Raw genomic sequence first — 23,341 nt, forward strand, 5'->3', positions numbered from 1 at the left:
GCACAGCGGCACATCGGCGCAACGGCATAAAGTGGAATCGACACCACACTTTCCGAAACTCCCATAATTTACTCAAGCAGCGTGTCGATAGTTAGAAAGCAGGGTGAAAGAGCGCCAAGCTTAAGAGATAACTAAAGGGGGGGATTAGCGATGTTAAGCAATTTAAAAATTGGTACAAGATTACTGCTGTGCTTCGGCGTAGTCCTGCTCCTGCTTGTCGCCGTGGCGGGCACCGGTTACTGGGGCATCAAGCAAGTTGAAGCCACCACAGACACCATGCTAGCTACCGAGGGACGCATCGCAGAGCACTCAGCCAGGGCCCGGGCCAACATTCTGGGCATGAGGCGCTATGAGAAGGACATGCTCCTGAATATGGGCGAAGCTAAAAAGGTCGAGGAATACCTCCAGAAATGGAACGCCGAGGCCGCCAAGATGACCGAGCGCGTCGCCGACCTGGAAAAATGCGCCGTCGACAAAGAGGACAAGGACAAAACCAAGGAAATCAAGGAAAATTTCGATAGTTACAAGGCAGGTTTTGCGAAGGTAGCAGCCGCTATTCAGAACGGAAAGCTGAAGACCGCACAAGAAGCAAACAGCGCTATAGCAGCATACAAGGACCAGTCTCACCTGATGGAAGCGACGGCGGTCAGCCTGGCACAGGATGGCGTCAAGTCAATGCATGAAGCAGGGGCGAACATTGATAAAAAGGCTAAGGAAATTGTTAATTACCTGCTCGCTATATCGTTGACAGCCGTAATTATGGCAGTCGCACTGAGTTTCCTGGTGACGCGCAGCATCAGGCGTCCGCTGGAGGTCGGGGTTCAAACTGCGAACCGACTTGCTGCCGGAGATCTTACCATGGACATCGGCGCGACCAGCAAGGACGAGACCGGTGAACTGCTGGCGGCGATGGGCAACATGGTGTCCAAGCTGAGGGAGATCGTAGGAGAGGTGCAGGCCGCGACCAAGAACGTCGCCGCCGGAAGCCAGGAGCTCTCGTCCAGTTCAGAGGAGATGTCGCAGGGGGCCAGCGAGCAGGCAGCGGCGGCTGAGGAAGCTTCCGCCAGCATGGAGCAGATGACCTCCAACATCCGCCAGAACGCGGACAACGCGCTGCAGACCGAGAAGATAGCGGTCAAGTCCGCTGACAACGCCAAGGAAGGTGGACAGGCGGTCCAGGAAACCGTACAGGCCATGAAGGATATCGCCGGCAAGATCAACATCATCGAGGAGATCGCGCGGCAGACGAACCTATTGGCCCTGAATGCCGCCATAGAGGCGGCCCGGGCCGGCGAGCACGGCAAGGGATTCGCCGTCGTCGCCAGCGAGGTGAGAAAACTGGCCGAGCGGAGCCAGAAGGCTGCCGCCGAGATCTCGCAGCTCTCCAGCAACAGCGTAGATATCGCGGTAAAGGCAGGCGAGCTGTTATCCAAGATGGTGCCAGACATCCAGAAGACGGCCGAACTGGTCCAGGAGATCAGCGCCTCCAGCAAAGAGCAGGACACGGGTGCGGAGCAGATCAACAAGGCGATCCAGCAACTCGACACGGTCATCCAGCAAAATGCCAGCGCGTCGGAGGAAATGTCCTCGACCGCTGAGGAACTCGCCTCGCAGGCGGAACTGCTGTCAAGCTCCATCGCCTTCTTCAAGATCGAAGAGGGAAGGTCGAAGTCCTTCGTTACTTCCACGAAGAACCCCGGCACGGTGAAGACGATGAGCTTTAGCGAACACGCGGCCGCTCCTCGCGCAGCGGCCGCAAACGTCGTGGGCACCGACCTCCAGCTGAACGACGAAGAGTTCGAACACTTCTAAGAGCGCCGTTTAGAAAGAAAAAGCCGGGTTTCGCCTGCGACCAATCGGTCCGGCGAAACCCGGCTTTTTTATTTCAGCGATCTTTGGCGACCTCGTTCCCAAGGTCCGCCTTGGGAACGCAAATCCCGAAAGAAGCTCCAGCTTCGCCTAACCGAGGCAAATCCCCCGTCCCTCCTTAGCAAAAGGGGGAACGCGCTAGTTCACGTGCGGCGCTTGTTGGGTGGGACTTTCAGTATTCCCCGGCGTTCGACGGTGAACCTTTACAGCAGCTCTATCTCGCTGCTCCGGACGATCAGTATGTCCTGGCGGAAGTCGGCGGCGAGTTGCTGGCGGTACCTTTTCCACCAGGCCCGGTCCAGTTCCGCCGCCATCACCTCGTAAATCACGATGTCGTCGTGCACCGTGGTTTCCCGGGTCTCCTTCCACAGACCGCGCGCCGGCGAGCGCATGTAGGTGGTGATGCCGCCGAAGCGCTCGGACAGCTGGTCGCGCACCTTGAGGAACTCGTCCTGGGTGAAGGGTACCCCCTCGTTGTCGTAAAGCGGCAGCAGAATCTGGATCAGGTACATGTGGACCGTCCTTTTTAGGTCTCGCGCACGTCCTTGATCTCGCGCACGTGCGGCCGGATCGCCTCTACCAGCTTGTCCTTGTCTACCCCCTGCACCTTGAAGGTGTTAACCCAGGTGTCGCTCGTGCCGCCGTCCACCTCGCTGAAGCCGAGGCCCACGATGTCGCCGCCGGCCTGGTAGATGGTCTGGGCCACGTCGGCCAGTGTCCCCTTGGCGCCGGTGGTGGTGACGGTGAGGCGCACCCCGTGCCGCCGACCACCCAAGAGTTCCAAAAGCGCCTGGAACAAATCGCTCTCGGTGATGATGCCGACCAGCGCGTCACCTCTCATTACCGGCAGGCCGCCTATCCTGCGGTCGACCATGACGCGGGCCGCTTCTTCCAGCGGGGTGTCCTCGGTAACCGTGATGACGTCTGTGGCCATGGTCTTGTCGACCGTGAGCTTCGCCAGCAGGTCGTGAATCTCCCAGATCGCCAGCGAGGTCGCCGGCGAGGGGGAAGCCTGAAACAGGTCGCGGTCGGATACGATCCCCACCAGCTTTCCGGTACGCTCGACCACGGGAAGGCGCCGGATCTTCTTGTCGCCCATGAGGCGCAGCGCTTCGGTCACCGAGATATCAGGCGTGATGGTTATGGGGTTTGGGGTCATCCGGTCTCGAACAAGCATGGTGCAACCTCCTGTTTATTTGTTGTCCTGCCGCATCCGGCTAAGGCGCCGGTTTCGTCGTGCGATATATCAGCCCGAAGGCCGCTGAGGTCTGGGGAGGGTTACGACGGCAGCAGGCCGTCTACAAGCTCCAGCACGGCCAGGTCGCGGTTCAGCGTGTAGATGTGAACCCCCGGAACCCCGGCGGCCAGGAGCTCCTGCGCCTGCCGCCTGGCGTAGGCGATACCGGCTTTTTGCACCGCGGCCGCCCCGCCGCTGCGGTCGGCCTCTTCGAGTTCGGCAAGGTATGCGGGGGGGAGCGTCGCGCCACACATGGAGATGATGCGCTGGATCACCTTGAGACTGACGACCGGGATGATGCCGGGGATGATTGGCTTGTCAACGCCCGCTGCACGCGCCTTCGCGAGGAAATCGAAATAAAGCTGGTTGTCGAAAAACAGCTGGGTGATGACGAAATCGCCCCCCTGGTCCAGCTTGAGCTTGAGGTACCCCAGATCGCTCTCAGGGTCAGCCGCCTCGGGGTGCGTTTCCGGGTAACCGGCGACCCCGACCCCCATCTCGGGATGGGACTCCCTGATGAAGGCGGCGAGATCGGAGGCGTGCAAAAGCGTGCGGCAGGCGGAGAACTCGGGCGGCGTGTCGTTGGGGAGGTCGCCGCGCAGGGCCAGGACGTTCTTGACCCCGGCGAACGCTAGCTCGTCCAGGAAGAGCTGCAGGTCGCCGCGATAGGCGCCGACGCAGGTGAGGTGCGCCATGGTGTCCAGGCCGTTGCCCCCTTGAAGCCTCTTCACTATTTCCAGCGTGTCCCCCTTGGTGCTGCCGCCGGCCCCATAGGTTACCGAAGCGAAAAGGGGATTTATCTGCGACAACCGGTCCACCGTCTTGAAGAAGGCGGGCCACTCGTTCCTATCTTTCGGGGGAAAGAACTCAAGCGAAACGAACTGCTGCGCCTGGTTCATCTTTTCCACTATTCTCACTGCAATCTCCAGCGCTTCTATTAGGCTCCCAAAGCCCACACATTGCCATATCGGCCGATGAAAATAAACTTTTTTGTCATGTCGACAGGCAGGAGCTGCAACTTTAACTGTTTTTTATAAGAAGCCGTGTGGCTGCAACAGGAAGAGCGCCGCTCCAGATAGTGCAGGTGCAAAAATACGTTGCTTGCCACCTATAGGAAATGATATACATGCAAGGTTCATGACCACGGGGACGCTCCTTGTGGTTTTTTTCATTTTTCCAAAGGGAGCAGTTCACATGATCACCGCATCAAACGTCACCCTCTCGTACGGCAAGAGGGTCCTGTTCAAGGACGTAAACATAAAATTCACCCCCGGCAACTGCTACGGCCTCATCGGAGCCAACGGTGCGGGGAAATCGACCTTCCTGAAAATCCTCTCCGGCGAGATCGAAGCCGACAAGGGAGACATCTCCGTCGGCAAAGGACGCATCGCCGTATTGAAGCAGGACCAGTTCGCCTACGACGAGCACACGGTGCTGAACACCGTCATCATGGGGCACAAGAAGCTGTTCGACATCATGGCGGAGCGCGAGGCGATCTACTCCAAGCCGGAGTTCAGCGAAGAGGACGGCATCCGCTCGGCGGAACTGGAAGCGGATTTCGCCGAGATGAACGGCTACGAGGCGGAGAGCGAGGCGGCGGTGCTGCTGAACGGTCTCGGCATCCCCGAGGAGATGCGCGGCAAGCAGATGAAGGAGCTTGAAGGGGGCGAGAAGGTCCGGGTGCTCCTGGCCCAGGCGCTCTTTGGCAACCCCGACGTGCTCCTCTTGGACGAGCCTACCAACCACCTGGACCTGAAATCGATCTCGTGGCTGGAGGAGTTCCTGTTCCGTTTCCAGAACACCGTGATCGTGGTCTCCCACGACCGTCACTTCCTGAACCAGGTCTGCACCCACATAGCCGACATCGACTTCAGCCGCATCCAGGTCTACGTCGGCAACTACGATTTCTGGTACCAGGCAAGCCAGCTGCACCTGAAGCAGCGCCAGGACGACGCCAAGAAGACGCTGGACAAGGCGGCCGAGTTGAAGGAATTCATCCAGCGCTTCTCCTCCAACGCTTCCAAGGCGAAACAGGCGACCTCCAGGAAAAGGCTTTTGGAGAAGCTGACCATCGAGGACATGCCGGTTTCCTCCAGGAAATACCCCTGGGTGGTGTTCAAGCCTGAGCGCCCCTGCGGCGACATCATCCTCGAAGTGAAGGGGCTTTCCAAGATGGTGGACGGCGTCCAGATCTTCAAGGACCTCGACCTGATCGTCAGGAAAAACGACAAGATCGCCTTCGTGGGGGGCAACTCGCTGGCGAAGACCACCTTGTTCCAGATCCTTGCCGGAGAGCTGGAGCCGGACGAGGGGACCTTCCGCTGGGGCGTCACCATCACCAACGCCTACTTCCCCAAGGAGAACGGCGACTACTTCAAGAGCGACCTGAACCTGATCGAGTGGCTGGGGCAGTATTCCCCTCCCACCGAGGGCGAGAGCTTTGCCCGCGGCTTCCTGGGGCGCATGCTCTTCTCCGGCGACGAAGCGCTGAAAAAAACCAGCGTCCTTTCCGGCGGCGAGCGCGTGCGCTGCATGCTCTCCAGGATGATGCTGACCGGCGCCAACGTGCTGATACTGGACGAGCCTACCAACCACCTCGACCTCGAATCCATCACCGCGCTCAACAACGGGCTCATCTCCTACACCGAGGTGGTGCTCTTCGCCTCCCACGACCACGAGTTCGTCTCCACCGTGGCGAACAGGATCATCGAGATCCACCCCAACGGCATCATCGACCGCGACATGAACTTCGACGACTACCTGGAGGACGCGGACGTCATAGCCGAGCGCGACAGGCTTTGCAACGGCCACGCGGAGCTGAGCCTGTAGCACGCGCAGCACGCACCAGACCAGCCATGACAAACGAAAAGGGCCTTTCCCGTGGGGGGAGGCCCTTTTTTTCTTTTAGCTGATCTTTCGCAAAAAGCCCCCGGTTCACCCCAGGTCCCTCACCCCCGCCCCTCTCCCAGAGGGCTCCGCACATCCCACCTCCCTCCCTACATCTTCCCCGTTGCGTACCATTTGAGATAGGAGAGCCCGGCGCGGGTCCAGTACCCCAGTTCCTCCCGCGACCGGATAGCAGCCAACTGCTCGAGGACGTAGCGCGGGCGCAGGTAAAAGGAGCGGGTGAACGACCTCTGGTACTCGAGGAGTTCCTCCGCGCTGAAGTTGGCGGTGCGCCAGCGCGGCTTCTTGCCGAAGATGACGTAATCCTCCCAGGGTACCCCCGGCTCGATCAGCCCGGCTGCGAGCATCTTCTCCCTAAGCGGCGTCCCCGGGTAGGGGACCACCACGGAAACCGAGACGAAACTCCAGGGAAGCCCCCGGATCAGCCTCCGCGTCTGGTCCAGATCCTCCCGGGTTTCCGAGGGGTCACACCCTATGATGAAGTTCCCCTCCACATGCCTGATCCCGGCCTCCCTGGCCCAGCGCACCGCGTTTTCAACCTGCCCGACCGTGATCCCCTTCCCCATCAACTCCAAAAGGCGCGGACTGCCGCTCTCGACGCCGAAGGCCACCTTCTCGCAGCCGCAGCGCCGCATCAGCCGCAGCAGCTCCGGCGTCACCGTGTTTACCCGGGTGTCGCAGTTCCAGGAACGGATGCCGCTGCGCGTGAGGATCTCGCAGATGACTGCGGCGCGCTCGGGGTTGAGCGTGAAGGTGTCGTCGGCAATGACCACGTGGTTCACCTTCTGCTCGCGCACCATCCGGTCCAGCTCGTCAGCTATGAAGAGAGGGTCACGGAAACGGACGCTCCTGCCGAAGGTGGCCTGGATGGCGCAAAAGGAGCAGGCGACCGGGCAGCCACGAGAAGTGAAGAGTTCGCCACAGCGTAGCGCGTTGGAAAAACCGCGGCTGGAATGGCCGGCACGAAGGGAGTAGTCGAGCAGGTCGCGGGCAGGAAAAGGAAGGGAATCGAGGTCTTCTACCAGCTCGCGGGACGGGTTCACCCTTACCCCGTCCTCGGACCGGTAGGCGATCCCCCGAATGTCTTGGCCGGCTCCGCCCTCGCGCAGCCTCAGGGAAAGCTCCGCAAGCGTCAGCTCCCCCTCTCCCCGGACCAGGTAGTCAAAGGAGGGGAACTCTTCCAGCGTCTCTTTGGGAAGGGCGCTCGCGTGGCTCCCCCCTATCACGGTGAGCGTGTCGCCGCGCCGCCGCTTCACTGCACGGGCTAGCCCGGCCGCGCTCCCTATGGTGGGGGTAGTGGCGGAAAAGCCGACCACCGCCGGGGAAAGCCGCTGCAAAAGCGCCCCAAGGTGCTCTTCGCTGTAGGGGGTCGCCTCGTAGTCGGCGATGTCCACCTGCAGCCCTGCCAGGCGCAGGCTGGAGGCGAGGTAGGCGAGGTTCATCGGGCGGGTGTGGGAGAGAAGCGCCGCCCCCTGGAAAGGATCGGGGGGGCGCACCAGCAGCACGCTTCCCGGTTCCACCTGCGCCGCTCTCCTCGTGAGGGCGCAGCTCATCGCCCCTCCACCATGAATCTCAACTGCGCTATCTTCGGCTCCAGGTCGGGGCGGGGGACAAGCCTATTGGCGATCTGGTACTCCTTGAGCGCCTCGGCGTGCCTTCCCTCTCGCAGGGAGAGAAGCGCCAGGAACAGATGCGGGAAGGGCTCCTGAGGGGTGAGAGAGATTGCCTGCTGGTACTGGAGACGCGCAGCGGCAAGATCCCCCCGAGCCTCGCTGAGCTGCCCGATAAACGCGCGGGTCCTTGCGTCCTTCGGGTCGAGCGCGGCTGCGGTCGCCAATGCAGCGGCCGCTTCGTCGAACTTCTTTTGCACCATCAACGCCGCCCCCAAAAATGAATATCCGGGCGCAGATTTGGGGTCGAGTTTGGTCGAGATACGGAGTTCCCTGACCGCTTCGTCCAGTACCTGGTTCTGGGCGGGGTCCATGGGCTGGAGCATCACGTTGATGTCATCGGTGTGCCAGGGGGGGAGGGCACAGGCCAGCGCGAACCCGAGTGAGAAGTGCGCCCTCCCCTTCCCCGGGCTCTTTTGCACCGTATCCCGCCACAGGGCCACCGGCGTCGTCCACACCTCGTTTCGCAGGTAGCAGGCGACGGAGCTGGCGAGAACCAGGAAGGCGACCGCGGCGACCGCGGGACGCGAGGTGCAAAGCGGTGTCCCGCTGAACCGGGGGGGAAGGGAGAACGCGGCGGCGAGCAAGGCGATGAAGAAACCGACCGACGGCAGGTAGGCCCGATGCTCGAAGATGACGTCGTCGATCGGCACCACGCTCGACTCGACGCTGAGGGTGATGAAAAACCACCAGATGCCGAAGCCGGCCAGCGCGCGCATGCCGGCCCGGTCGTCAGACCTGCGTGAGGTCGCCAGGAGATAAGTGCCGCCGGCTGCCAGCGCCAGCAGCAAAAGCAGCGGCAGGACTACGGCCGGGACGAGGAAGGCTTTCTGCAGCGGGTACTGATAGTCGAAGTTCTGGTTGACCGGCAGGATGAGGAGCCGCAAGTAGGTCGTTATCACCCCGAACTGCGTCATCAGGTATTCCCAGGGGGAGGTGCGGTTGAAATTGACCAGGTTCACCGCACCGGCCACCTTGCCCCCCGTGGCAGCCATGGCCGAGAGGGACATAAGCTTGAGCGGGATGATCGCCATGGTGAAGAGGAACGGGACCAGCCGCGCGAGCCGGGCGGCGGTGACGGCGCCCCGGAAGAAGACGAACTCGTACAGCGCGATCACCGCCGGGAGGGTGAAGGCGTTTTCCTTGCTCTTCATGGCGAGGACACAGGCGAAAAGCGAGCCGAGGTAGCAGGCGATCCGCATCCCCTTCGTCTGTGCAAGCCTTCCCGCGGCGTACAGCGCCAACGACCCCAGGAAGAAAAAGGCGACCAGCGGGACGAAGCGCTGCACCACGTAGGTGACCGCCTGCGTCTGCAGCGGGTGGCAGACGAACAAAAGGCTCGTCAGAAACGGGAGGTAGAAGTATCTCTCCGCCGGGGGTGCCGCCCCTTCACCGTGCTCCGGCTGCAGCGCCGGCGTCCTCAGGGTGAGCCACAAGACGAGGTACACCAGCAGCGCGTCGGCCATGTGCAGCAGGAGGTTGACGACGTGGTACCCCCGCACGTCCAGCCCGTGCAAGGCGTGGTTGAGCGCAAAGGTGAAGTAAGCCACCGGGCGCAGGATGAAGTTGTTCTTCAGGTCCGGGTTGACCGGGAGCGCGAACACCTTTTGCGGATCGGCGAAGAAGGAGAAGTCCTTGATGGCCGGGTTGTTGACCAGGCAAGGGAGATCGTCGAAGACAAACGGCGCGGCTACGATGTTCGAATAGACCGCGAAGCCCAGCGCCAGCACCAGCAGGATATGAACGAGCGGATCGCACCAGAGGCTCAGCTCTTCCTCCACCGCGGGCAAGGCCTGTGGCCCGGCTTGCGGCTCAAGCTTTGCTAACTTGCGTCTCTTTTTCATGTTTTCTCCAAGCCGTCAGCCTTTTCTGGCCACGGCGAACAGGGAGGAGCCGATCGGCAGCCGCAGGCGCCGCAGCAGGGAATTCTCCATCCGCATCGCACACAGAAGAACCCGGTTCACCAGTGGCGAAGGGAGCACCACGTCCGAGGCCCCAGCTTTGGCGGCACGGGCGGAGCGCAACCGTCCGCGCAGCAGCCGGTACCCCGCGACGAGCGGGAAAAGCAGGCTTACCCGGAAGCTCAAAAGCGCGACGCGAAAGCCCGCCGCAGCCAGCCTGTCACGAAGGGTGCGCTCGTCGTAGCGCTCGCGGGTGTGGACCGCCACGTCGTGGGAACTCCTGAGCCACTCCAGGGCCACCAGGTTGAGGATCAGCATGCCGCCCGGCCGGAGCGCCGCGAGGAACGACTTCAGCACCTCTACGTCGTCCCGGACCCCCTGGTGGTACAGGACGTCGATGGAGGTGATCAGGTCGTAGCGCTCCGGCTCCAGCTCCAGAGCGTTCAGGTCGCCGATTTCGGCGGCGACGCCGCGCCTGCGGCAGAAGCGGATCGCCTCCCGCGAGGCGTCGACCCCCTCCACCTCGCCGTAGGGCGCCAGCAACTGGCAGAGCCTCCCGGTGCCGCACCCCGCATCGAGGATGCGCAAGGGGCGCTTAAGGCGCGCGGCCTCCCGCGCCACGTGGGAGAGGATGAGTTCGTGCAGCCCCACGTACCACCAGTGGGAATCCTCCACCTGAAACATCCTGGCGTATTCCGCCTGGTTCATCGGCTCCCCCGGAAAAACGCCCGTACCGCTTCGACCACCCTTTCGGCATGGCGCCGGGGGAGTTCCGGGTACATGGGGAGCGAGAGGATGCTGCGAGCCAGGCGCTCGGTTACCGGCAGGTCCCCTTCCCGATAACCCAAGAAGGCATAACCGCGCATCAAGTGCACCGGGTGAGGGTAGTTGATGCGGGTCTCTATCCCTTCGCCGCGCAGATATTCCTGCAGCTCGTCGCGCCGACCGGTCCTCACGGTGTAGAGGTAGAACTGGTGCCGGCACCCCTCCCTGACCGCGGGAAGCGCCAGGTCCCCGACCCCTGCGAGCCCCTGGTCGTAAAGCTGCGCCAGCTCGCGGCGCTTTTCGACCGCCTTCTCGACCCGGGGCAGCGCAAGGCTCAAAAGGGCCGCCTGCACCTCGTCCAGCCGGGAGTTGAACCCCTCTTCTTCGGCATAGTAGCTCCCCTCCATGCCGTAAAAGCGCAGCCGCCTCAACCGTGCCGCAAGCTCCGGGTCGGCCGTTGTCATCACGCCCGCGTCGCCGAAGGCCCCCAGCACCTTGGTGGGATAGAAGGAGAAGGCGCCGATGTCCCCGAGGCTCCCCGCCCGGCTCCCCCGGTAGCTGGCGCCGCAGGCCTGGGCGCAGTCCTCGACGATGCGCACCCCCCGCCGCTTGGCGATCTCGACAAGAGGCGCCATGTCCGCCATCTGGCCGCACAGGTGCACCGGAAGGATGCAGCGGGTGCGTCCGTTCATGGCTCCCTCCACCTGGGAGACGTCGATCAGGAAGGTGTCCTCTTCGACGTCGACAAAGACAGGGGTCGCGCCGGCGGCGCGTATCGCTGCCACGGTGGGGACGGCGGTATTGGAGACGCTGATCACCTCGTCGCCTGCCCCTACCCCCAGCGCCTTCAGGGCCAGCGTCAGGGCGTCGGTCCCGGAATTGACCCCGACCGCGTAGCCGGTCCCGCAGTAGGCGGCGATCGCCTCCTCGAATGCCGCCACCTCCTGTCCCATCACGAGCCGGCCCGAGGAAAAGACACGATCCACTGCGCGCAGGTACTCGTCGCGCCGCGGCTCATAGGCGGCAAGATAATCCCAGTAACGGACCGGTTCTGCGCTCGACATAAGTTCTCCCTCAGTTCGTTCCAGGTTCCCCGGAATTCGATCTCGTTCCCAAGGTCCACCTTTGGAACGCAAGGCGCGTGGCCATCGTGCAAAGCTGGAGCTTTGGGTTGCATTTGGTTCCCAAGCTGGAGCTTGGGAACCAGAAGAAAACATCCTGGCTGCCGTCCATTCTCCCTCTCCCCCTGGGAGAGGGTCGGGGTGAGGGCGAGGGGATGGACTCTGTCCCTCCCCCGCTTCCCCTACAGCAAGCAGGAGAGGATGCTGCGGGCGCACGAGTTCACCTGCTCCCCCAGCTGCACCAGGAAAGCGATTTCGCGAAGCGGGATCCAGCGGTGGTCGGGGGGAAGCTCCAGAGTCTCCCCCTCGGGGAGCACCAGGACCCGGTGCAGGTTGTACTCCTGGTAAAACCGCGCCCCCTCCTCGGTCTGCCGACTCTCGTGGAGCACGGGAAAGCGCCCCGGGGTGGAGAACTCCTCGAACAGAAACGGCTTCGTCAACTTCGGGCTCCCTTCGTAATTTTCCCTGGCGAACTGCGCCGTCGGGCCCAGCTGGACGGTGACGCGGTTTCCTACCTCGGCTTTGGCCTGCATCAAAAGCTCCATGCCCCGCCCCCCCTTGCGGACCAAAAGGCCGATGATCCCGGGAGCGGGGTTCTCGAGGATAGGCTGCCCCCAGGAGCCTACCTCGCGTGTTTCCGAGGAGATCCGCAACCCCACGACGCGGAAAAAACCGCGCGACAGGTGCGAGAAGAACCCCTTTTCGTCCAGCGCCCATTCCTGCAGATCGTTCAACCCGATGCGCCTGGTAAGGATGTGGGTACAGGCCTTGCGATCGTCGAGCCACTGGAGCGTTTCCCGCAGCCCTTCATCTTCATGCCGTGCGCCCGCGCCTGCTTCGCCAACCGGGATCAGAGCGGAGAGGATGCTGCGCGTGCAGGCGTTCACCATGTTGTCGCTGCGGATGAGCGCGGCGATCTGGCGCAGGGTAAGCCAGATGAACCCCTTGGGGAGCTCCACGGGGAAATCGTCCCCCGCCACGACCACCATGTTGCGGTTCGACTTGTACAGGAACCGCCCGCCGTCCTCGGTCTGCAGGCGGGCAAACAGCAGCCGGGACGGGTGCGGATCCATGAAGTGCTCCAGAAAGTGCGGTATGCCACCGCCATGGGCGCAGGTGTAGTTGCTGTAGGTGGCCTGCACCGTCGGGGAGAGCTGGATTCCCCCAAGGTTCCCCGGCTCCTCCTTGGCCTGGAGGCAGAAGTGAAGGGTGCCGGCGATGGACTTCGCCAGGATGCCCAGTATGCCGATCTCGGGCTGCTCGATAATGGGCTGGTCCCATTCCAGTTCGTGGCGCCCCAACCTGTGCCTTGCATGCACGCCTATGACGCTGAAGAAGCGGCCGGTTTGGTGGCGGATGTTGCCGGTTATCGGGTCGCGGCGCCACCCTTGAACCGCGTCGAGCGGAACCAGGCTCTTGTACAGCGAGCAGGCCTCGCGCGCCTGCCCGATCCAGCCTTCGACGCAGGCGTCGTCATGCAGGGACGATCCGCCGTCAAGTGAGCGGGCGACCCCCCGGGCATGTTCAGGAGTTATGGCCAGGGAGGCTGGAAGCGGAAAACTCAATTCAGGCGCCATGACGCTCCCCCACCGTTTTCGCCAGCAGCTTATCCCTCACGATGAACTGCGGCTCCTGGTTAAGCTTCAAATAGATCCGTCCCACGTACTCGCCCACGATGCCGGTCGCCAGCAACTGGACCCCTCTGAAAAACATGGTGATGGAGCTCAACTCTTCGAGGTCGCTCGGGTCGTTCAGCATGGGAAGCCATCCCCTGACCAGCATGGCGCAGACGGAATAGATGCCGAGACAGGTCAACACCGCCCCGGCCGCGGCCAATAACCGCAGCGGGATCAACGAGTAGCTCACGAAGACGTTGCCCCAGAGATCGGCGAGCTTCTTCATGGTATAGCCGGACCGCCCCTCCCGCCGCACGTCGTGCCGTACCTGGACCGTACCTATGTTCCGTGTGGTGCGCAGGATGAGGGCATCGAGGTAGACGTTGGGGCTTCTGTGCACGACGAGATGGTCCACCAGGAAGCGGTTCATCGCCCTGAAACTGGATAGGTAGAGGTTCGCCGGCTTGTCGAGCGTCACGCGTGCCAAGGTGCCGTTCAGGTAGCTACCGAGGTTTCGATACCAGCTGTCGCTCTTGGTTGCATACTGGCAGTAGACGACGTCATACCCCTTCTTTATCTCGGTCAAAAGCTTGGGCACTTCTTCCGGCGGGTTTTGGAAATCGTCGTCCATGACGACGACGTAATCGCCACAGGTATGGTTCAATCCCGCCAGCACCGCGTTGTGCTCGCCGAAGTTGCGAGACAAGGCAAGATAGGTGACGGTCCGGGGAAACTCGTCGCACAGAGTGCGGCAGATGCGGTCACTTTCGTCGCGGCTGTAATCGTTGACCAGTACGATGTCGAGCCGGTAATCGCCAGACAGCTCCGAAATGAGGGCGCGGCAGAGCGGGCCGATGGTTTTCTCGGCGTTATAGACAGGAATTACGATGGAGATGGGAGTCATGTATTCTATTTTGCGCAATTTTCCGTGCGCTGACGGGTGTACGCGAAGCGGCGCTGACGCAGGTACTTCGGCTTGCCGAGGCAGAGAGGCCGGCGAAAGACGTCGCCGGCTCGCGGCATGGCTGCTGAGAATGACTGCGGATGCGACGGAGATGCGCCCCGCTCGGCTGCAAGCGGGTTGGAGGCACCTGGGACAAACCACCTTCGCGCCGCTATGCGTATTGGTAACGCGGGTGACGGCGGTAGCATGGCCGGTCGGAACAGGTCAGGGGATCAGCAAGAAGGTGGGGAGCGCCCGTGGAGGGAATGCAGTTCAGGATCTACGAGATGGGGAGCCAGGAAGCAGGCGGAGGCAATCGTCGTGTTCCAGACGGTTTTGCAGCACCCAAATGAGAGGAATTCGGCGTCGATGACGTGGACGGGAACAGTTTCGCTGCAGTGGGCAGAGCTTGGCGCTTTCTTGCCGCACAGGTTGAGGACGGCCCGCGGCTTGGGCTTGGGCCCGGGGCCATGTTCGAGAAGCGCAATCCTCATTCCGGCGAAAGCCAGGAAGAACATCACTGCGCATGCCGCCGCAGTCTTTACCATTCTGCTGTTGACCATGAACGTTAAGCCTGACTCCCGGGACATCTACTCTCAAAGGCGCAAAGGACAGCTAAGGCGACCGCAACATAGCGTAAAACGGATAAAAAAGTCAACATTAATTCACTAAAGTACATTTTTCGACAGGAGACATAGGGAGATTCCCTCCTCATTTGACCTGCAGGAAATTTCTGACTCCCGTGAAAACGATTTGGGCGGCGAGGGCCGCGACGAAGAGGCCGGTGAGCTTGCTGAGGATGGTGATCCCCTTTTTGCCGACGATGTGTTCGATGAAGGAGGCACAGACAAGGAGGATGCCGACGCAAAGAACCGCCGCCGCGAGTGCCGCAAGGCCTACGAACACCTGCCAGTTGTGCTGCACCTCGGCCCCCATGACCAGGAGCGCGCCGGTGGTGCCGGGGCCTACGGTCACCGGTATGGCGAGAGGCACCACGGAGATGGCGCCGCGTTTCTCGCTGGGAGGCGCGCTGTCGTCGCCGTGCACCATGTGCACCGCCGACAGGAACAAGAGGCTACCCGCGCCGATCCTGAAGGAGTCGAGCGTGATGCCGAAGAGCGAGAAGAGCGTGTTGCCGAAGGAGTAGAGGACGAAGCAGGCGACCAAGACGGCGAGGGTGACCCGCAGCGCGGTGGCGCGGCGTTCCGAGGCCGAGAGTTCCGGCGTCATGGCGAGGAACGTGGAGAGGACGAAGAAGGGAGTCAGCAGGAAGAAAAACCTGATCCACACGGTGAAGAAAAACTCTGAATACGTTTCCATCCTGAGACTGCCTCTCCTTAAAGTCAGAAGCGTTAACACAGAGGTCACGAAGGAACACGGAGGTCCCAGAGGAAAAAGCGAAGAAAAGGTTTTCCCCTTTCCCGTCGCCTTTCTCTGTGCCCTTCGTGAACCTCGGTGCCCTCTGTGTTCCGCTTCAGGTTTATTCAGCTACTTTCAAAACTATCTTTCCGAAATGCTTGTCTTGTTCCATCATCCGGTGCGCTTCGACCACCTGATCGATGGGGAACGCCTTCTCGATAATCGGCACGATGGTGCGGTCGGCGAACTTCGGCATGGCGCGGCGCACGAATTCGGCCGCTATCTCCCCCTTTTCGGAGACCGGACGCGAACGGAGCACGCTGCCGATGATCTGCTGGCGCTTCACCATCATGAGGGCCAGGTTCAGCTCGGCCTTGATGCCGGAGATGACCCCGATGATGACGAGCCTCCCCTTGTACCCCAGGGAGTTCATGTTGGGCGCCAGGTACTTGGCGCCGACGTGGTCCAGGATGACGTCGACACCCTTTTTGTTGGTGAACTCCTTGACCGCCTCGGAGAAGTCAGGGGTCTCCTTGAAGTTGATCACCAGGTCGGCCCCCAACTGCTTCACGCGCTCCAGCTTCTCGGGGGAAGCGGTGACGATCAGCTTGGACTTCGGCGCCAGGGCCTTGCAGAGCTGGATGGCAGCGGTGTTAACCCCGCCGCCGCCGCCGTGCAGGATCGCGGTCTCGCCGTCCTTGAGCCCGCCTATCATGAAGACGTTGAGGAAAGCGGTGATGTAGGACTCGCAGATGCAGGCCGCCTCCTCGAAGCTCACCGTCTCGGGGATCGGCATCAGGTGGCAGGCGTAGGCGACTGCGTACTCGGCATAACCGCCGCCCCCCACAAGCGACACCACGCGGTCGCCTTTCTTCCAGCCGCTTACGCCCGGTCCAAGCTCCTCGATGACGCCCGCGACCTCTAACCCGAGGATTTCGGAATCGCCCGGCGGGGGGGGATATTTCCCTTCGCGCTGCACCAGGTCAGGGCGGTTGATGGAGGTGGCATAGACCTTGACCAGCACCTCCCCTTCCTTGGGGACCGGCCTGTCCACTTCACCCAGCTTCAGAACCTCGACACCGCCAAAACCCTCCATCAGCACAGCTTTCATGGTTTCCCTCCAGAAAAATTAAATTGATAGCGTATACAGGCGCACACTATCTCAAAAACAGGCGCAATTGATCAACCGGAATTTTGTCGATGGAGGGAAAAAATCAGCGGAATTTGACCGCGACTCCCTTAGCCGTCATCTCGCTGACCGGGTAGAAGATGTAGGTGTCCATCTCCACGGTTACCTCGGGGAGGATGACGGCGTCGGCCCCGATCTTCTGGGCCTCGGCGCGCAGGGCGTCGTAAGCCCAGCTGTAGTCGGCGGGGGTCAGGTCGGCACGGGAGCCGTAGCGGGAGCGGCGTACCTGGATGTTGCCGACCTTGTAGTAGGGGCGCAAGAGCTCGTCCTGGGTGAGCACCGGCGGGGCGTTGACCACGTTGAGTCTCGCAGTCGCGCATCCGCCGAAAACGACGGCGCACAGAAGCAGGAATACCGGCAACACTCTTTGCAAACAACCTCCCATACAAATCACCTCTCTCGGCAGTCAGCGCTGCGCCCCGTACGGTCATAAATCGGGTGACAGTTTAACTGTCATTTTCCCACTTTACAACCGTCTTTTGGCCATGATAGTATTTCGCGTTTCAATCACCAAACTGATTCGGAAAGGAAGCAGCTTATGTCAGGACATAATAAATGGAGCACCATCAAACACAAGAAAGGCGCCGCCGATGCCAAGCGGGGCAAAGTATTCACCAAGATAATCAAGGAAATCACCGTTGCCGCGAAACTCGGCGGCGGGGACCCTGACGGCAACCCGCGCCTTAGAACCGCTATAGATAAGGCAAAAGGCGAGAACATGCCGAAAGACAACGTCGAGCGCGCCATCAAGAAAGGCGTCGGCGGCCTGGAAGGGACCACCTACGAAGAGACCACCTACGAGGGTTACGGCCCCGGCGGCACCGCGGTTCTGGTCGAGGTCATGACCGACAACCGCAACCGCACCGTCTCCGATGTGAGGAGCATATTCACCAAGTGCAACGGCAACATGGGTGAGTCCGGCTGTGTTTCCTGGCTTTTCGACAAGAAGGGATTGCTGGTTTTCCCGAAGAGCATCGACTTCGACAAGCTCTTCGAAGCCTCCATCGAGGCGGGCGCCGACGACGTGACCGATGAAGACGAGCAGTACGAAGTGCTGACCGACCCGGCCGCGTTCCACCAGGTGAAGACGGCCCTGGAGGGAGCAGGCTTCAAGGCCGAGTCCGCCGAGATCACCATGATCCCGCAGACCATGGTGAAGCTTGAAGGGAAGAACGCGGAGAACATGCTGAAGCTGATGGACCGTATGGAAGACAACGACGACGTCCAGAACGTCTACGCCAACTTCGACATCTCCGAAGAAGAGATGGAAAAGATGATGTAGCAAAGGCAGGGTCTTTTGTGGTACTAAGAGCGCGGGCTTGTCTCCGCGCTTTTTTTTTAACTTTCAGGATTCAACATGATCATTCTCGGCATCGACCCAGGCTCCCGCAAGACCGGCTACGGCATCATCTCCAAACAGGGAAACCGCCTGATTCACGTCGACAACGGCGCCATCTTCACCCAGAGCGCCAAAGACTTCCCCGAGAGGCTGGAGAAGATCTTCACCGGGCTCTCCGAGATCATCGCGCAGTACCGCCCCGAGGTGGTCGCGGTGGAGGACGTGTTCCTGGCGAAGAACGCCCAGAGCGCCTTGAAGCTCGGGCAGGCCCGCGGCGCGGCCATCGTCGCCGCGGTGAACGTCGGCCTCCCGGTCCACGAGTACACGGCGATGCAGGTGAAGCAGGCGGTGGTCGGCACCGGTCGCGCCGAAAAGGCGCAGGTGCAGCAGATGATCAAGGCGCTTTTGAACCTGCCGGAGGTGGCCCAGGAAGACGCCTCCGACGCCCTGGCGGTAGCCATCTGCCACGCCCACTCCGCAGGCATCAACACCCTTTTGAAAAGCGTCAGGTAGCCACTAATGTTTCTTCACCGTCAATTGTCAATTGTCCATTGTCAATTGGTTCAGGAGAGTTTTTTATGATCGCGCTCCTTACCGGAAAGCTTGCCTACAAGTCCCCCGAGTTCATCATCCTGGACGTCAACGGCGTGGGATACCAGGTGCACATCCCCTTCTCCACCTACTACACCCTCCCCGCCGAAGGGGGCGCGCTGTCGCTGCAGATCCACACCTCGGTGAAGGAAGACGCCATCAACCTGTACGGTTTCCGGACCCAACAGGAGAAGGAACTGTTCCAGCTCCTGATCGGCGTCTCGGGTGTCGGGCCGAAGCTCGCCACCGGCATACTTTCCAACAGCGAGCCTTCCGAGCTCGCCGACTCGCTCGTCAACGGCAACCTGGCCCGACTCTCCGCCATTCCCGGCATCGGCAAGAAAACAGCGGAGCGACTGGTGCTGGAACTCAAGGAAAAGATGAAGAAGCTGGGCCTCGCGCAGCCGCAGGCAGGCGGCACCACCGCTCCGGCCAAACAGGAGATCAGGGACGACGTGCTCTCCGCGCTCATCAACCTGGGGTACAAGGAGGCCGTGGTGCAAAAGGCACTGGCAGAGTTGAAGGTCACGGAGGACGCGACCGTCGAACTCGTGCTCAAGCAGGCGCTGAAGATACTGATGAAGTAGGCGACGCAGCAGGCGTATCCCTCCGGCATCCCCCTTGACCTTTATCTCCAACTGTTATAATTTGGCCCCTTGCATTTTGCAGAATTGCCGCAGCAAGGAGAGCCATGACCCGCCTTATCAGCGCAGATAAATCAGAAGACGACCTCCTTGAGGCGTCGCTGCGCCCGCGGGCGCTCTCCGACTACGTGGGGCAGGAAAAGGCCAAAGGAAACCTGGGACTTTTCATCGACGCCGCACGCGGCAGAGGCGAGGCGCTGGACCACGTGCTTCTGTACGGCCCGCCGGGACTCGGCAAGACCACGCTGGCCAACATCATCGCCTGCGAGATGGGGGTCAACATCAAGTCCACCTCCGGCCCTGTGATCGAGCGCCCCGGCGACTTAGCAGCCATCCTCACCAACCTGGAAGCGCACGACGTCCTCTTCATCGACGAGATCCACCGCCTCTCGCACGTGGTGGAGGAGATCCTCTACCCGGCCATGGAGGACTTCCAGCTCGACATCATCATCGGCCAGGGGCCGAGCGCCCGCACCATCAAGCTCGACCTCCCGAAGTTCACCCTGGTCGGCGCCACCACCCGGGCCGGTCTTCTTTCCTCACCCTTGAGAGACCGCTTCGGCGTCATCTCGCGCCTGGAGTTCTACACCCACGAGGAACTCGCCTTCATCATCACCCGTTCCGCCCGCATCTTCGGGATGGCCATAGCGCCCGAAGGGGCCATGGAGCTTGCGCGGCGCAGCCGGGGAACCCCGAGGATCGCGAACCGCCTGCTGCGCCGCGTGCGCGACTTCGCCCAGGTCCGCGCCGACGGCGTGATCACCCGTAGCGTAGCCGACCAGGCGCTGGCGCTTTTAGAGATAGACGACATGGGGTTCGACATGATGGACCGCGCCATCCTGCTCACCATCATCGACAAGTTCGGTGGCGGTCCGGTAGGGCTCGACACCATAGCCGCCGCCATCAGCGAGGAAAGCGACACCATCGAGGACGTGTACGAGCCGTTCCTGATCCAGAACGGGTTCCTGAACCGCACCCCCAGGGGGCGGGTTGCCACCGCCGCGGCCTACAGCCACTTCGGCAGGATCGCGCCCGAGCCGCCGCAGGGCAAACTCTTCTAAGCCAATTGACAATTGACCATGGCAGAGCTTTGTTTGCTTTTCTACTCATTACATCAATACCGGCACTGCTTGACCTGACAGCGGGTCACGGCCTGTTCTACTTCATTGCAGAAATACTGGCACAGCACTTGACCTGACAGCGGGTTCGCTTTTCGTTGTCAATTGTCAATTGTCAATTGTCAATTGGTGTTAGCCTTATGCAGCTTATCTTTGATTTCCCGGTGGTGCCGCGCTTTGGCTTTGAGAACTTCGTGGTCTGCGGCGGCAACAAGACTGCCTACCAGTTCGCGAAGAAGCTGGTCGAGGACCCGACGGAAAACCTGCTCTACATCTACGGCCCGGAAGGCTCGGGCAAAACCCACCTTTTGACCGCCCTCTCCAATTCCATCGACGGCAGGTACTTTTCCTTCCGCGATGCCGGCTCGCTATACGGCGCCAGCGTCGGCAGCGAAGGCCCTTCCTGGCTGGCCGAGCACTTCCAGGATGCGGCCGCGCTGGTACTGGACGATCTGCATCTCCTCCCCAACCTGCAGGAAGTGCGGGTCGAGCTTTGGGAACTCTTCAACGCCTTCTACAGTTCCGGCCGCAAAATTGCCATCTCCGGCCTTATGCCCCCCAAAGAGCTGCCGCACCTGGACGGGCACCTGACCAGCCGCCTGCTCTGGGGACTTGTGGCGCGGATGGATGTCTCCGACGACGAGTCCAGGAGGATGATCCTGAAAAAGCTGGCCGAGGACCGGCAGATGGCACTTCCCGACGACGTCATAGACGAGATGCTCTTGAGGGTGAGGCGGGACATCCCGTCGCTCGTGTACGCCCTGGAGAACATCAACCGCTACGCCATCTCGACCAAGAGAAAGGTGAGCCTCAGGCTGGCGAAAGAATCTTTTAGAGGCAATTGAGAAGCAATTCAGAGTCAATTGACAATTGACAATTGTCAATGAAAACCTTTGCTCATTGCTCAATCCCAGACTCATTGCTGCGACACAACAAGAAAGGCTTCTGAACTTCCTCTACCAGAGGTTGTCTCAGAAGCCTTCTTTCGTCAGTCAATCGCTGTGCTTTTCGTTGTCAATTGTCAATCGTCAATCGTCAATTGGTTCTCGCTTCTCGTTGTCAACCGTCAATTGGTTTTCAATTGCCTTTCTTCGTCTCCAACTCCTCCCACCGCTCGAAGGCCGCGGCAAGTTCGGCTTCCAGCCTCCCGTAGTTCGCCGTGATGGCGGCGATGCCCCCTTCGACGCTGCCGTAGCAGGAAGGGTCGCCCAACTGCGCCTCGACCTCGGCGAACTCCTGCTCCAGTTCTGCAATCCTAAGCTCCAGTTTCTCCAGCTCGATACGCTCGGCGTAGGTCAGCCCCTTCTTGGGCTTCTCGTTCCTGGCGGCCTGGGCCGCATCCTTCTTCTCGACCCGCTGCGCTACTGCCGCCACGCGCGCCGCTTCCTTGCGCTCCCGGTAGTTGCTGTAATTCCCCTCGTAGAAGGTGACCTCCCCCTCTCCCTCGAAGGAAAGGATGCCGGTGGCGACCTTGTCCAAAAAGAAGCGGTCATGGGTGACCATCAGCACGCACCCCGGAAAGGCGGCTATGGAGGCGTCGAGAAGCTGCAGGGTAGGTATGTCCAGGTCGTTGGTCGGCTCGTCGAGCACCAGGAGGTTCGAGTCCTGCAGCATGAGCCTGGCGAGGATGAGCCGGCTCTTCTCTCCGCCGGAAAGGCTTCCCACCGGGCGCCGCCTGTCCTCGGGCGAGAACAGGAACTCCTCCAGGTAGCCGATCTTGTGCCGCTTATCCCCGGTCGGCGTGGCGACGTAATCCCCCTCGCCGAAGAAGTCGTAGACGGTCTCATTCGGATCGATCACCTCGCGCAACTGGTCGAAGTAGGAGATCTTCGTTTTCTTGCCGACCACGACCTTCCCCAGGTCCGGCTCCTCCTCTCCCATGATCATGCGGATCAGGGTGGTCTTGCCGCAGCCGTTGGGCCCGATCACGCCGACGCGGTCGCCGCGCTTCATCCCGAAGGTGAGCTTCTTGAGCAGCTTCTTCTCGCCGAACCCCTTGCTCACACAGTCCAATTCCAGAATGGTCCCCCCGAGCCCCTCTTCGGTGTTGAAGCCGATCTTCAGCTCCTTGCGCGCAGGCCCGGCCAGGCTCTCCTCAAGGGCGTAATAACGGTCGATGCGCGCCTTTTGCTTGGTGGAACGCGCAGGGGGGCCGCGCCTGATCCAGTCGGTCTCGGTACGCAGCAGGTTCAAAAGGCGCGAGCGCCTGGTCGCCTCGTTCAGGAGCCGCTCTTCCCGCTGCTCCAGGTACCAGGAATACCCCCCCTGGTAGGAGATGACGGCCCCACGCTCCAACTCCAGCATCCGGGTCACCACCTCGTCGAGAAAGTAGCGGTCGTGGGTGATCAGCATCACCGCGCCGGGGTAGGCCTTAAGGTGGTCCTGCAGCCACTGGGTGGTGTCGGCGTCCAGGTGGTTGGTCGGCTCGTCTAGGAGCAACAGTTCCGGTGCCTGCAGCAAGAGCTTCGCCAGCGCCACGCGGCGCTTGGTCCCTCCGGAAAGCGTGCCGATCTTCTGGTCGCGGTCGGGCAACTGCAGGTGGGTCATCATCTCGGAGACACGGTGGTCGGTATTCCAGCCGCCGTGGTGCTCGATCCAGGCGGAGAGCTCCCCCTGACGCGAGAGGAGCCGGTCCATGTCGGGAGGGTTCGACGCCATGCGCTCGGAGAGCTCGTTGAAGGTGGCCATGGCGGCGCGGATCTCCTTCAAGCCCCCTTCTATCTCGGCGGCTACGGTGGAGCTTTCGTCCAGCACCGGCTCCTGGCTCAGGTAGCCGACGCTCGCCCCGCGCTTCATGGCGATGGAACCGCCGTCGTGATCCTCGATGCCGGCTAAGATGGTGAGGAGGGTGGATTTCCCGGCGCCGTTTGCTCCGATCAGGCCGACCCTCTCCTCCTCTCCCACCGCGAACCCGACCTGGTCCAGAAGCTCCCTGGAACCGAAGCTTTTACAAAGCCCAGTTACGTCTATTACGTTCATGCAAACTCCAAAACCGGGGGCAGATGTGGCTATCTGAACCCTCGGGAAATAATCGGCGCACCGAAAGCGTCGCAGCCGCGGCTGCGAAGCGCC

General features: G+C 61.5%; 20 protein-coding genes. 7 read left to right on the forward strand and 13 right to left on the reverse strand.

The window, feature by feature from the left end:
* The first annotated feature begins 150 nt into the window (after positions 1–150).
* Positions 151–1,812 carry a methyl-accepting chemotaxis protein gene (locus tag K419_RS0105945; RefSeq protein WP_026840776.1) on the forward strand — a complete coding sequence of 554 codons (1,662 nt, stop codon included), beginning with the start codon at positions 151–153 and terminating at the stop codon, positions 1,810–1,812.
* Between the two features lie 260 nt (positions 1,813–2,072).
* On the opposite strand, the gene K419_RS0105950 is transcribed toward K419_RS0105945, so the two are convergent.
* From K419_RS0105950 to K419_RS0105960, 3 genes are all read right to left on the reverse strand, one after another.
* Positions 2,073–2,381 (reverse strand): hypothetical protein, encoded by a 309-nt coding sequence (locus tag K419_RS0105950; protein ID WP_012531727.1) that lies wholly within the window; start codon positions 2,379–2,381, stop codon positions 2,073–2,075.
* A gap of 14 nt (positions 2,382–2,395) precedes the next feature.
* Positions 2,396–3,046, reverse strand: coding sequence for a CBS domain-containing protein (locus K419_RS0105955; RefSeq protein WP_026840777.1), 651 nt, complete (start codon positions 3,044–3,046; stop codon positions 2,396–2,398).
* Positions 3,047–3,147: 101 nt separating this feature from the next.
* Positions 3,148–4,023 carry a methylenetetrahydrofolate reductase gene (locus K419_RS0105960; RefSeq protein WP_026840778.1) on the reverse strand — a complete coding sequence of 292 codons (876 nt, stop codon included), beginning with the start codon at positions 4,021–4,023 and terminating at the stop codon, positions 3,148–3,150.
* A 277-nt stretch (positions 4,024–4,300) separates the two neighbouring features.
* On the opposite strand from K419_RS0105960, the gene K419_RS0105965 reads away from it, so the two are divergent.
* Positions 4,301–5,935: an ABC-F family ATP-binding cassette domain-containing protein gene (locus tag K419_RS0105965; RefSeq protein WP_026840779.1), complete on the forward strand. Its 1,635-nt coding sequence runs from the start codon at positions 4,301–4,303 to the stop codon at positions 5,933–5,935.
* A gap of 167 nt (positions 5,936–6,102) precedes the next feature.
* On the opposite strand, the gene K419_RS0105970 is transcribed toward K419_RS0105965, so the two are convergent.
* The 9 genes from K419_RS0105970 to K419_RS0106015 form a co-directional block, all read right to left on the reverse strand.
* Positions 6,103–7,566 (reverse strand): B12-binding domain-containing radical SAM protein, encoded by a 1,464-nt coding sequence (locus K419_RS0105970; RefSeq protein WP_026840780.1) that lies wholly within the window; start codon positions 7,564–7,566, stop codon positions 6,103–6,105.
* Positions 7,563–9,527 (reverse strand): tetratricopeptide repeat protein, encoded by a 1,965-nt coding sequence (locus K419_RS0105975; protein ID WP_026840781.1) that lies wholly within the window; start codon positions 9,525–9,527, stop codon positions 7,563–7,565. The genes K419_RS0105970 and K419_RS0105975 overlap by 4 nt, the downstream gene beginning before the upstream one ends.
* A 15-nt stretch (positions 9,528–9,542) precedes the next feature.
* A complete protein-coding gene (locus K419_RS0105980) occupies positions 9,543–10,292 on the reverse strand; it encodes a class I SAM-dependent methyltransferase (protein ID WP_026840782.1) in 750 nt (249 codons plus the stop codon).
* The gene (locus K419_RS0105985; protein ID WP_026840783.1) at positions 10,289–11,413 is read right to left on the reverse strand and encodes a DegT/DnrJ/EryC1/StrS family aminotransferase; all 1,125 of its coding nucleotides are present in this window, start codon (positions 11,411–11,413) and stop codon (positions 10,289–10,291) included. The genes K419_RS0105980 and K419_RS0105985 overlap by 4 nt, the downstream gene beginning before the upstream one ends.
* Before the next feature lie 239 nt (positions 11,414–11,652).
* Positions 11,653–13,047, reverse strand: coding sequence for an NDP-hexose 2,3-dehydratase family protein (locus tag K419_RS0105990; RefSeq protein WP_026840784.1), 1,395 nt, complete (start codon positions 13,045–13,047; stop codon positions 11,653–11,655).
* Positions 13,037–14,008 (reverse strand): glycosyltransferase family 2 protein, encoded by a 972-nt coding sequence (locus K419_RS0105995; RefSeq protein WP_226377635.1) that lies wholly within the window; start codon positions 14,006–14,008, stop codon positions 13,037–13,039. The genes K419_RS0105990 and K419_RS0105995 overlap by 11 nt, the downstream gene beginning before the upstream one ends.
* Positions 14,009–14,740: 732 nt before the next feature.
* A complete protein-coding gene (locus tag K419_RS0106005; protein WP_012531739.1) occupies positions 14,741–15,349 on the reverse strand; it encodes a MarC family protein in 609 nt (202 codons plus the stop codon).
* A gap of 160 nt (positions 15,350–15,509) precedes the next feature.
* Positions 15,510–16,499 carry an NAD(P)H-quinone oxidoreductase gene (locus K419_RS0106010; RefSeq protein WP_026840787.1) on the reverse strand — a complete coding sequence of 330 codons (990 nt, stop codon included), beginning with the start codon at positions 16,497–16,499 and terminating at the stop codon, positions 15,510–15,512.
* Between the two features lie 103 nt (positions 16,500–16,602).
* Positions 16,603–16,941: a hypothetical protein gene (locus K419_RS0106015; protein WP_226377643.1), complete on the reverse strand. Its 339-nt coding sequence runs from the start codon at positions 16,939–16,941 to the stop codon at positions 16,603–16,605.
* Between the two features lie 174 nt (positions 16,942–17,115).
* Between K419_RS0106015 and K419_RS0106020 the strand changes: the two genes are divergently transcribed.
* The 5 genes from K419_RS0106020 to K419_RS0106040 all read left to right on the forward strand — a co-directional run bounded on the left by K419_RS0106020 (position 17,116) and on the right by K419_RS0106040 (position 21,114).
* A complete protein-coding gene (locus tag K419_RS0106020; protein WP_012531742.1) occupies positions 17,116–17,859 on the forward strand; it encodes a YebC/PmpR family DNA-binding transcriptional regulator in 744 nt (247 codons plus the stop codon).
* Positions 17,860–17,934: 75 nt separating this feature from the next.
* Positions 17,935–18,429, forward strand: a complete 495-nt coding sequence (gene ruvC / locus K419_RS0106025) for a crossover junction endodeoxyribonuclease RuvC (RefSeq protein WP_026840789.1) — start codon at positions 17,935–17,937, stop codon at positions 18,427–18,429.
* A 65-nt stretch (positions 18,430–18,494) separates the two neighbouring features.
* On the forward strand, positions 18,495–19,094 hold the full coding sequence (ruvA, locus tag K419_RS0106030) for a Holliday junction branch migration protein RuvA (protein ID WP_026840790.1): 600 nt from the start codon (positions 18,495–18,497) through the stop codon (positions 19,092–19,094).
* A gap of 104 nt (positions 19,095–19,198) precedes the next feature.
* Positions 19,199–20,212: a Holliday junction branch migration DNA helicase RuvB gene (gene ruvB / locus K419_RS0106035; RefSeq protein ID WP_026840791.1), complete on the forward strand. Its 1,014-nt coding sequence runs from the start codon at positions 19,199–19,201 to the stop codon at positions 20,210–20,212.
* 197 nt (positions 20,213–20,409) lie between these two features.
* On the forward strand, positions 20,410–21,114 hold the full coding sequence (locus tag K419_RS0106040) for a DnaA/Hda family protein (RefSeq protein WP_026840792.1): 705 nt from the start codon (positions 20,410–20,412) through the stop codon (positions 21,112–21,114).
* A gap of 232 nt (positions 21,115–21,346) precedes the next feature.
* Here K419_RS0106040 and K419_RS0106045 read toward each other — a convergent pair whose 3' ends face one another.
* A complete protein-coding gene (locus K419_RS0106045; protein WP_026840793.1) occupies positions 21,347–23,248 on the reverse strand; it encodes an ABC-F family ATP-binding cassette domain-containing protein in 1,902 nt (633 codons plus the stop codon).
* Positions 23,249–23,341 lie beyond the last annotated feature (93 nt).

The organism is Citrifermentans bremense R1, from assembly GCF_000426865.1.
GTDB classification, from domain to species: Bacteria; Desulfobacterota; Desulfuromonadia; order Geobacterales; family Geobacteraceae; genus Geomonas; species Geomonas bremensis.

Coding starts and splice junctions, on each gene's coding strand:
- K419_RS0105945 (WP_026840776.1), top strand. CDS start 151: ATGTTAAGCAATTTAAAAATTGGTACAAGATTACTGCTGTGCTTCGGC.
- K419_RS0105950 (WP_012531727.1), bottom strand. CDS start 2,381: ATGTACCTGATCCAGATTCTGCTGCCGCTTTACGACAACGAGGGGGTA.
- K419_RS0105955 (WP_026840777.1), bottom strand. CDS start 3,046: ATGCTTGTTCGAGACCGGATGACCCCAAACCCCATAACCATCACGCCT.
- K419_RS0105965 (WP_026840779.1), top strand. CDS start 4,301: ATGATCACCGCATCAAACGTCACCCTCTCGTACGGCAAGAGGGTCCTG.
- K419_RS0105970 (WP_026840780.1), bottom strand. CDS start 7,566: ATGAGCTGCGCCCTCACGAGGAGAGCGGCGCAGGTGGAACCGGGAAGC.
- K419_RS0105975 (WP_026840781.1), bottom strand. CDS start 9,527: ATGAAAAAGAGACGCAAGTTAGCAAAGCTTGAGCCGCAAGCCGGGCCA.
- K419_RS0105980 (WP_026840782.1), bottom strand. CDS start 10,292: ATGAACCAGGCGGAATACGCCAGGATGTTTCAGGTGGAGGATTCCCAC.
- K419_RS0105985 (WP_026840783.1), bottom strand. CDS start 11,413: ATGTCGAGCGCAGAACCGGTCCGTTACTGGGATTATCTTGCCGCCTAT.
- K419_RS0105990 (WP_026840784.1), bottom strand. CDS start 13,047: ATGGCGCCTGAATTGAGTTTTCCGCTTCCAGCCTCCCTGGCCATAACT.
- K419_RS0106005 (WP_012531739.1), bottom strand. CDS start 15,349: ATGGAAACGTATTCAGAGTTTTTCTTCACCGTGTGGATCAGGTTTTTC.
- K419_RS0106010 (WP_026840787.1), bottom strand. CDS start 16,499: ATGAAAGCTGTGCTGATGGAGGGTTTTGGCGGTGTCGAGGTTCTGAAG.
- K419_RS0106020 (WP_012531742.1), top strand. CDS start 17,116: ATGTCAGGACATAATAAATGGAGCACCATCAAACACAAGAAAGGCGCC.
- ruvC (WP_026840789.1), top strand. CDS start 17,935: ATGATCATTCTCGGCATCGACCCAGGCTCCCGCAAGACCGGCTACGGC.
- ruvA (WP_026840790.1), top strand. CDS start 18,495: ATGATCGCGCTCCTTACCGGAAAGCTTGCCTACAAGTCCCCCGAGTTC.
- ruvB (WP_026840791.1), top strand. CDS start 19,199: ATGACCCGCCTTATCAGCGCAGATAAATCAGAAGACGACCTCCTTGAG.
- K419_RS0106040 (WP_026840792.1), top strand. CDS start 20,410: ATGCAGCTTATCTTTGATTTCCCGGTGGTGCCGCGCTTTGGCTTTGAG.
- K419_RS0106045 (WP_026840793.1), bottom strand. CDS start 23,248: ATGAACGTAATAGACGTAACTGGGCTTTGTAAAAGCTTCGGTTCCAGG.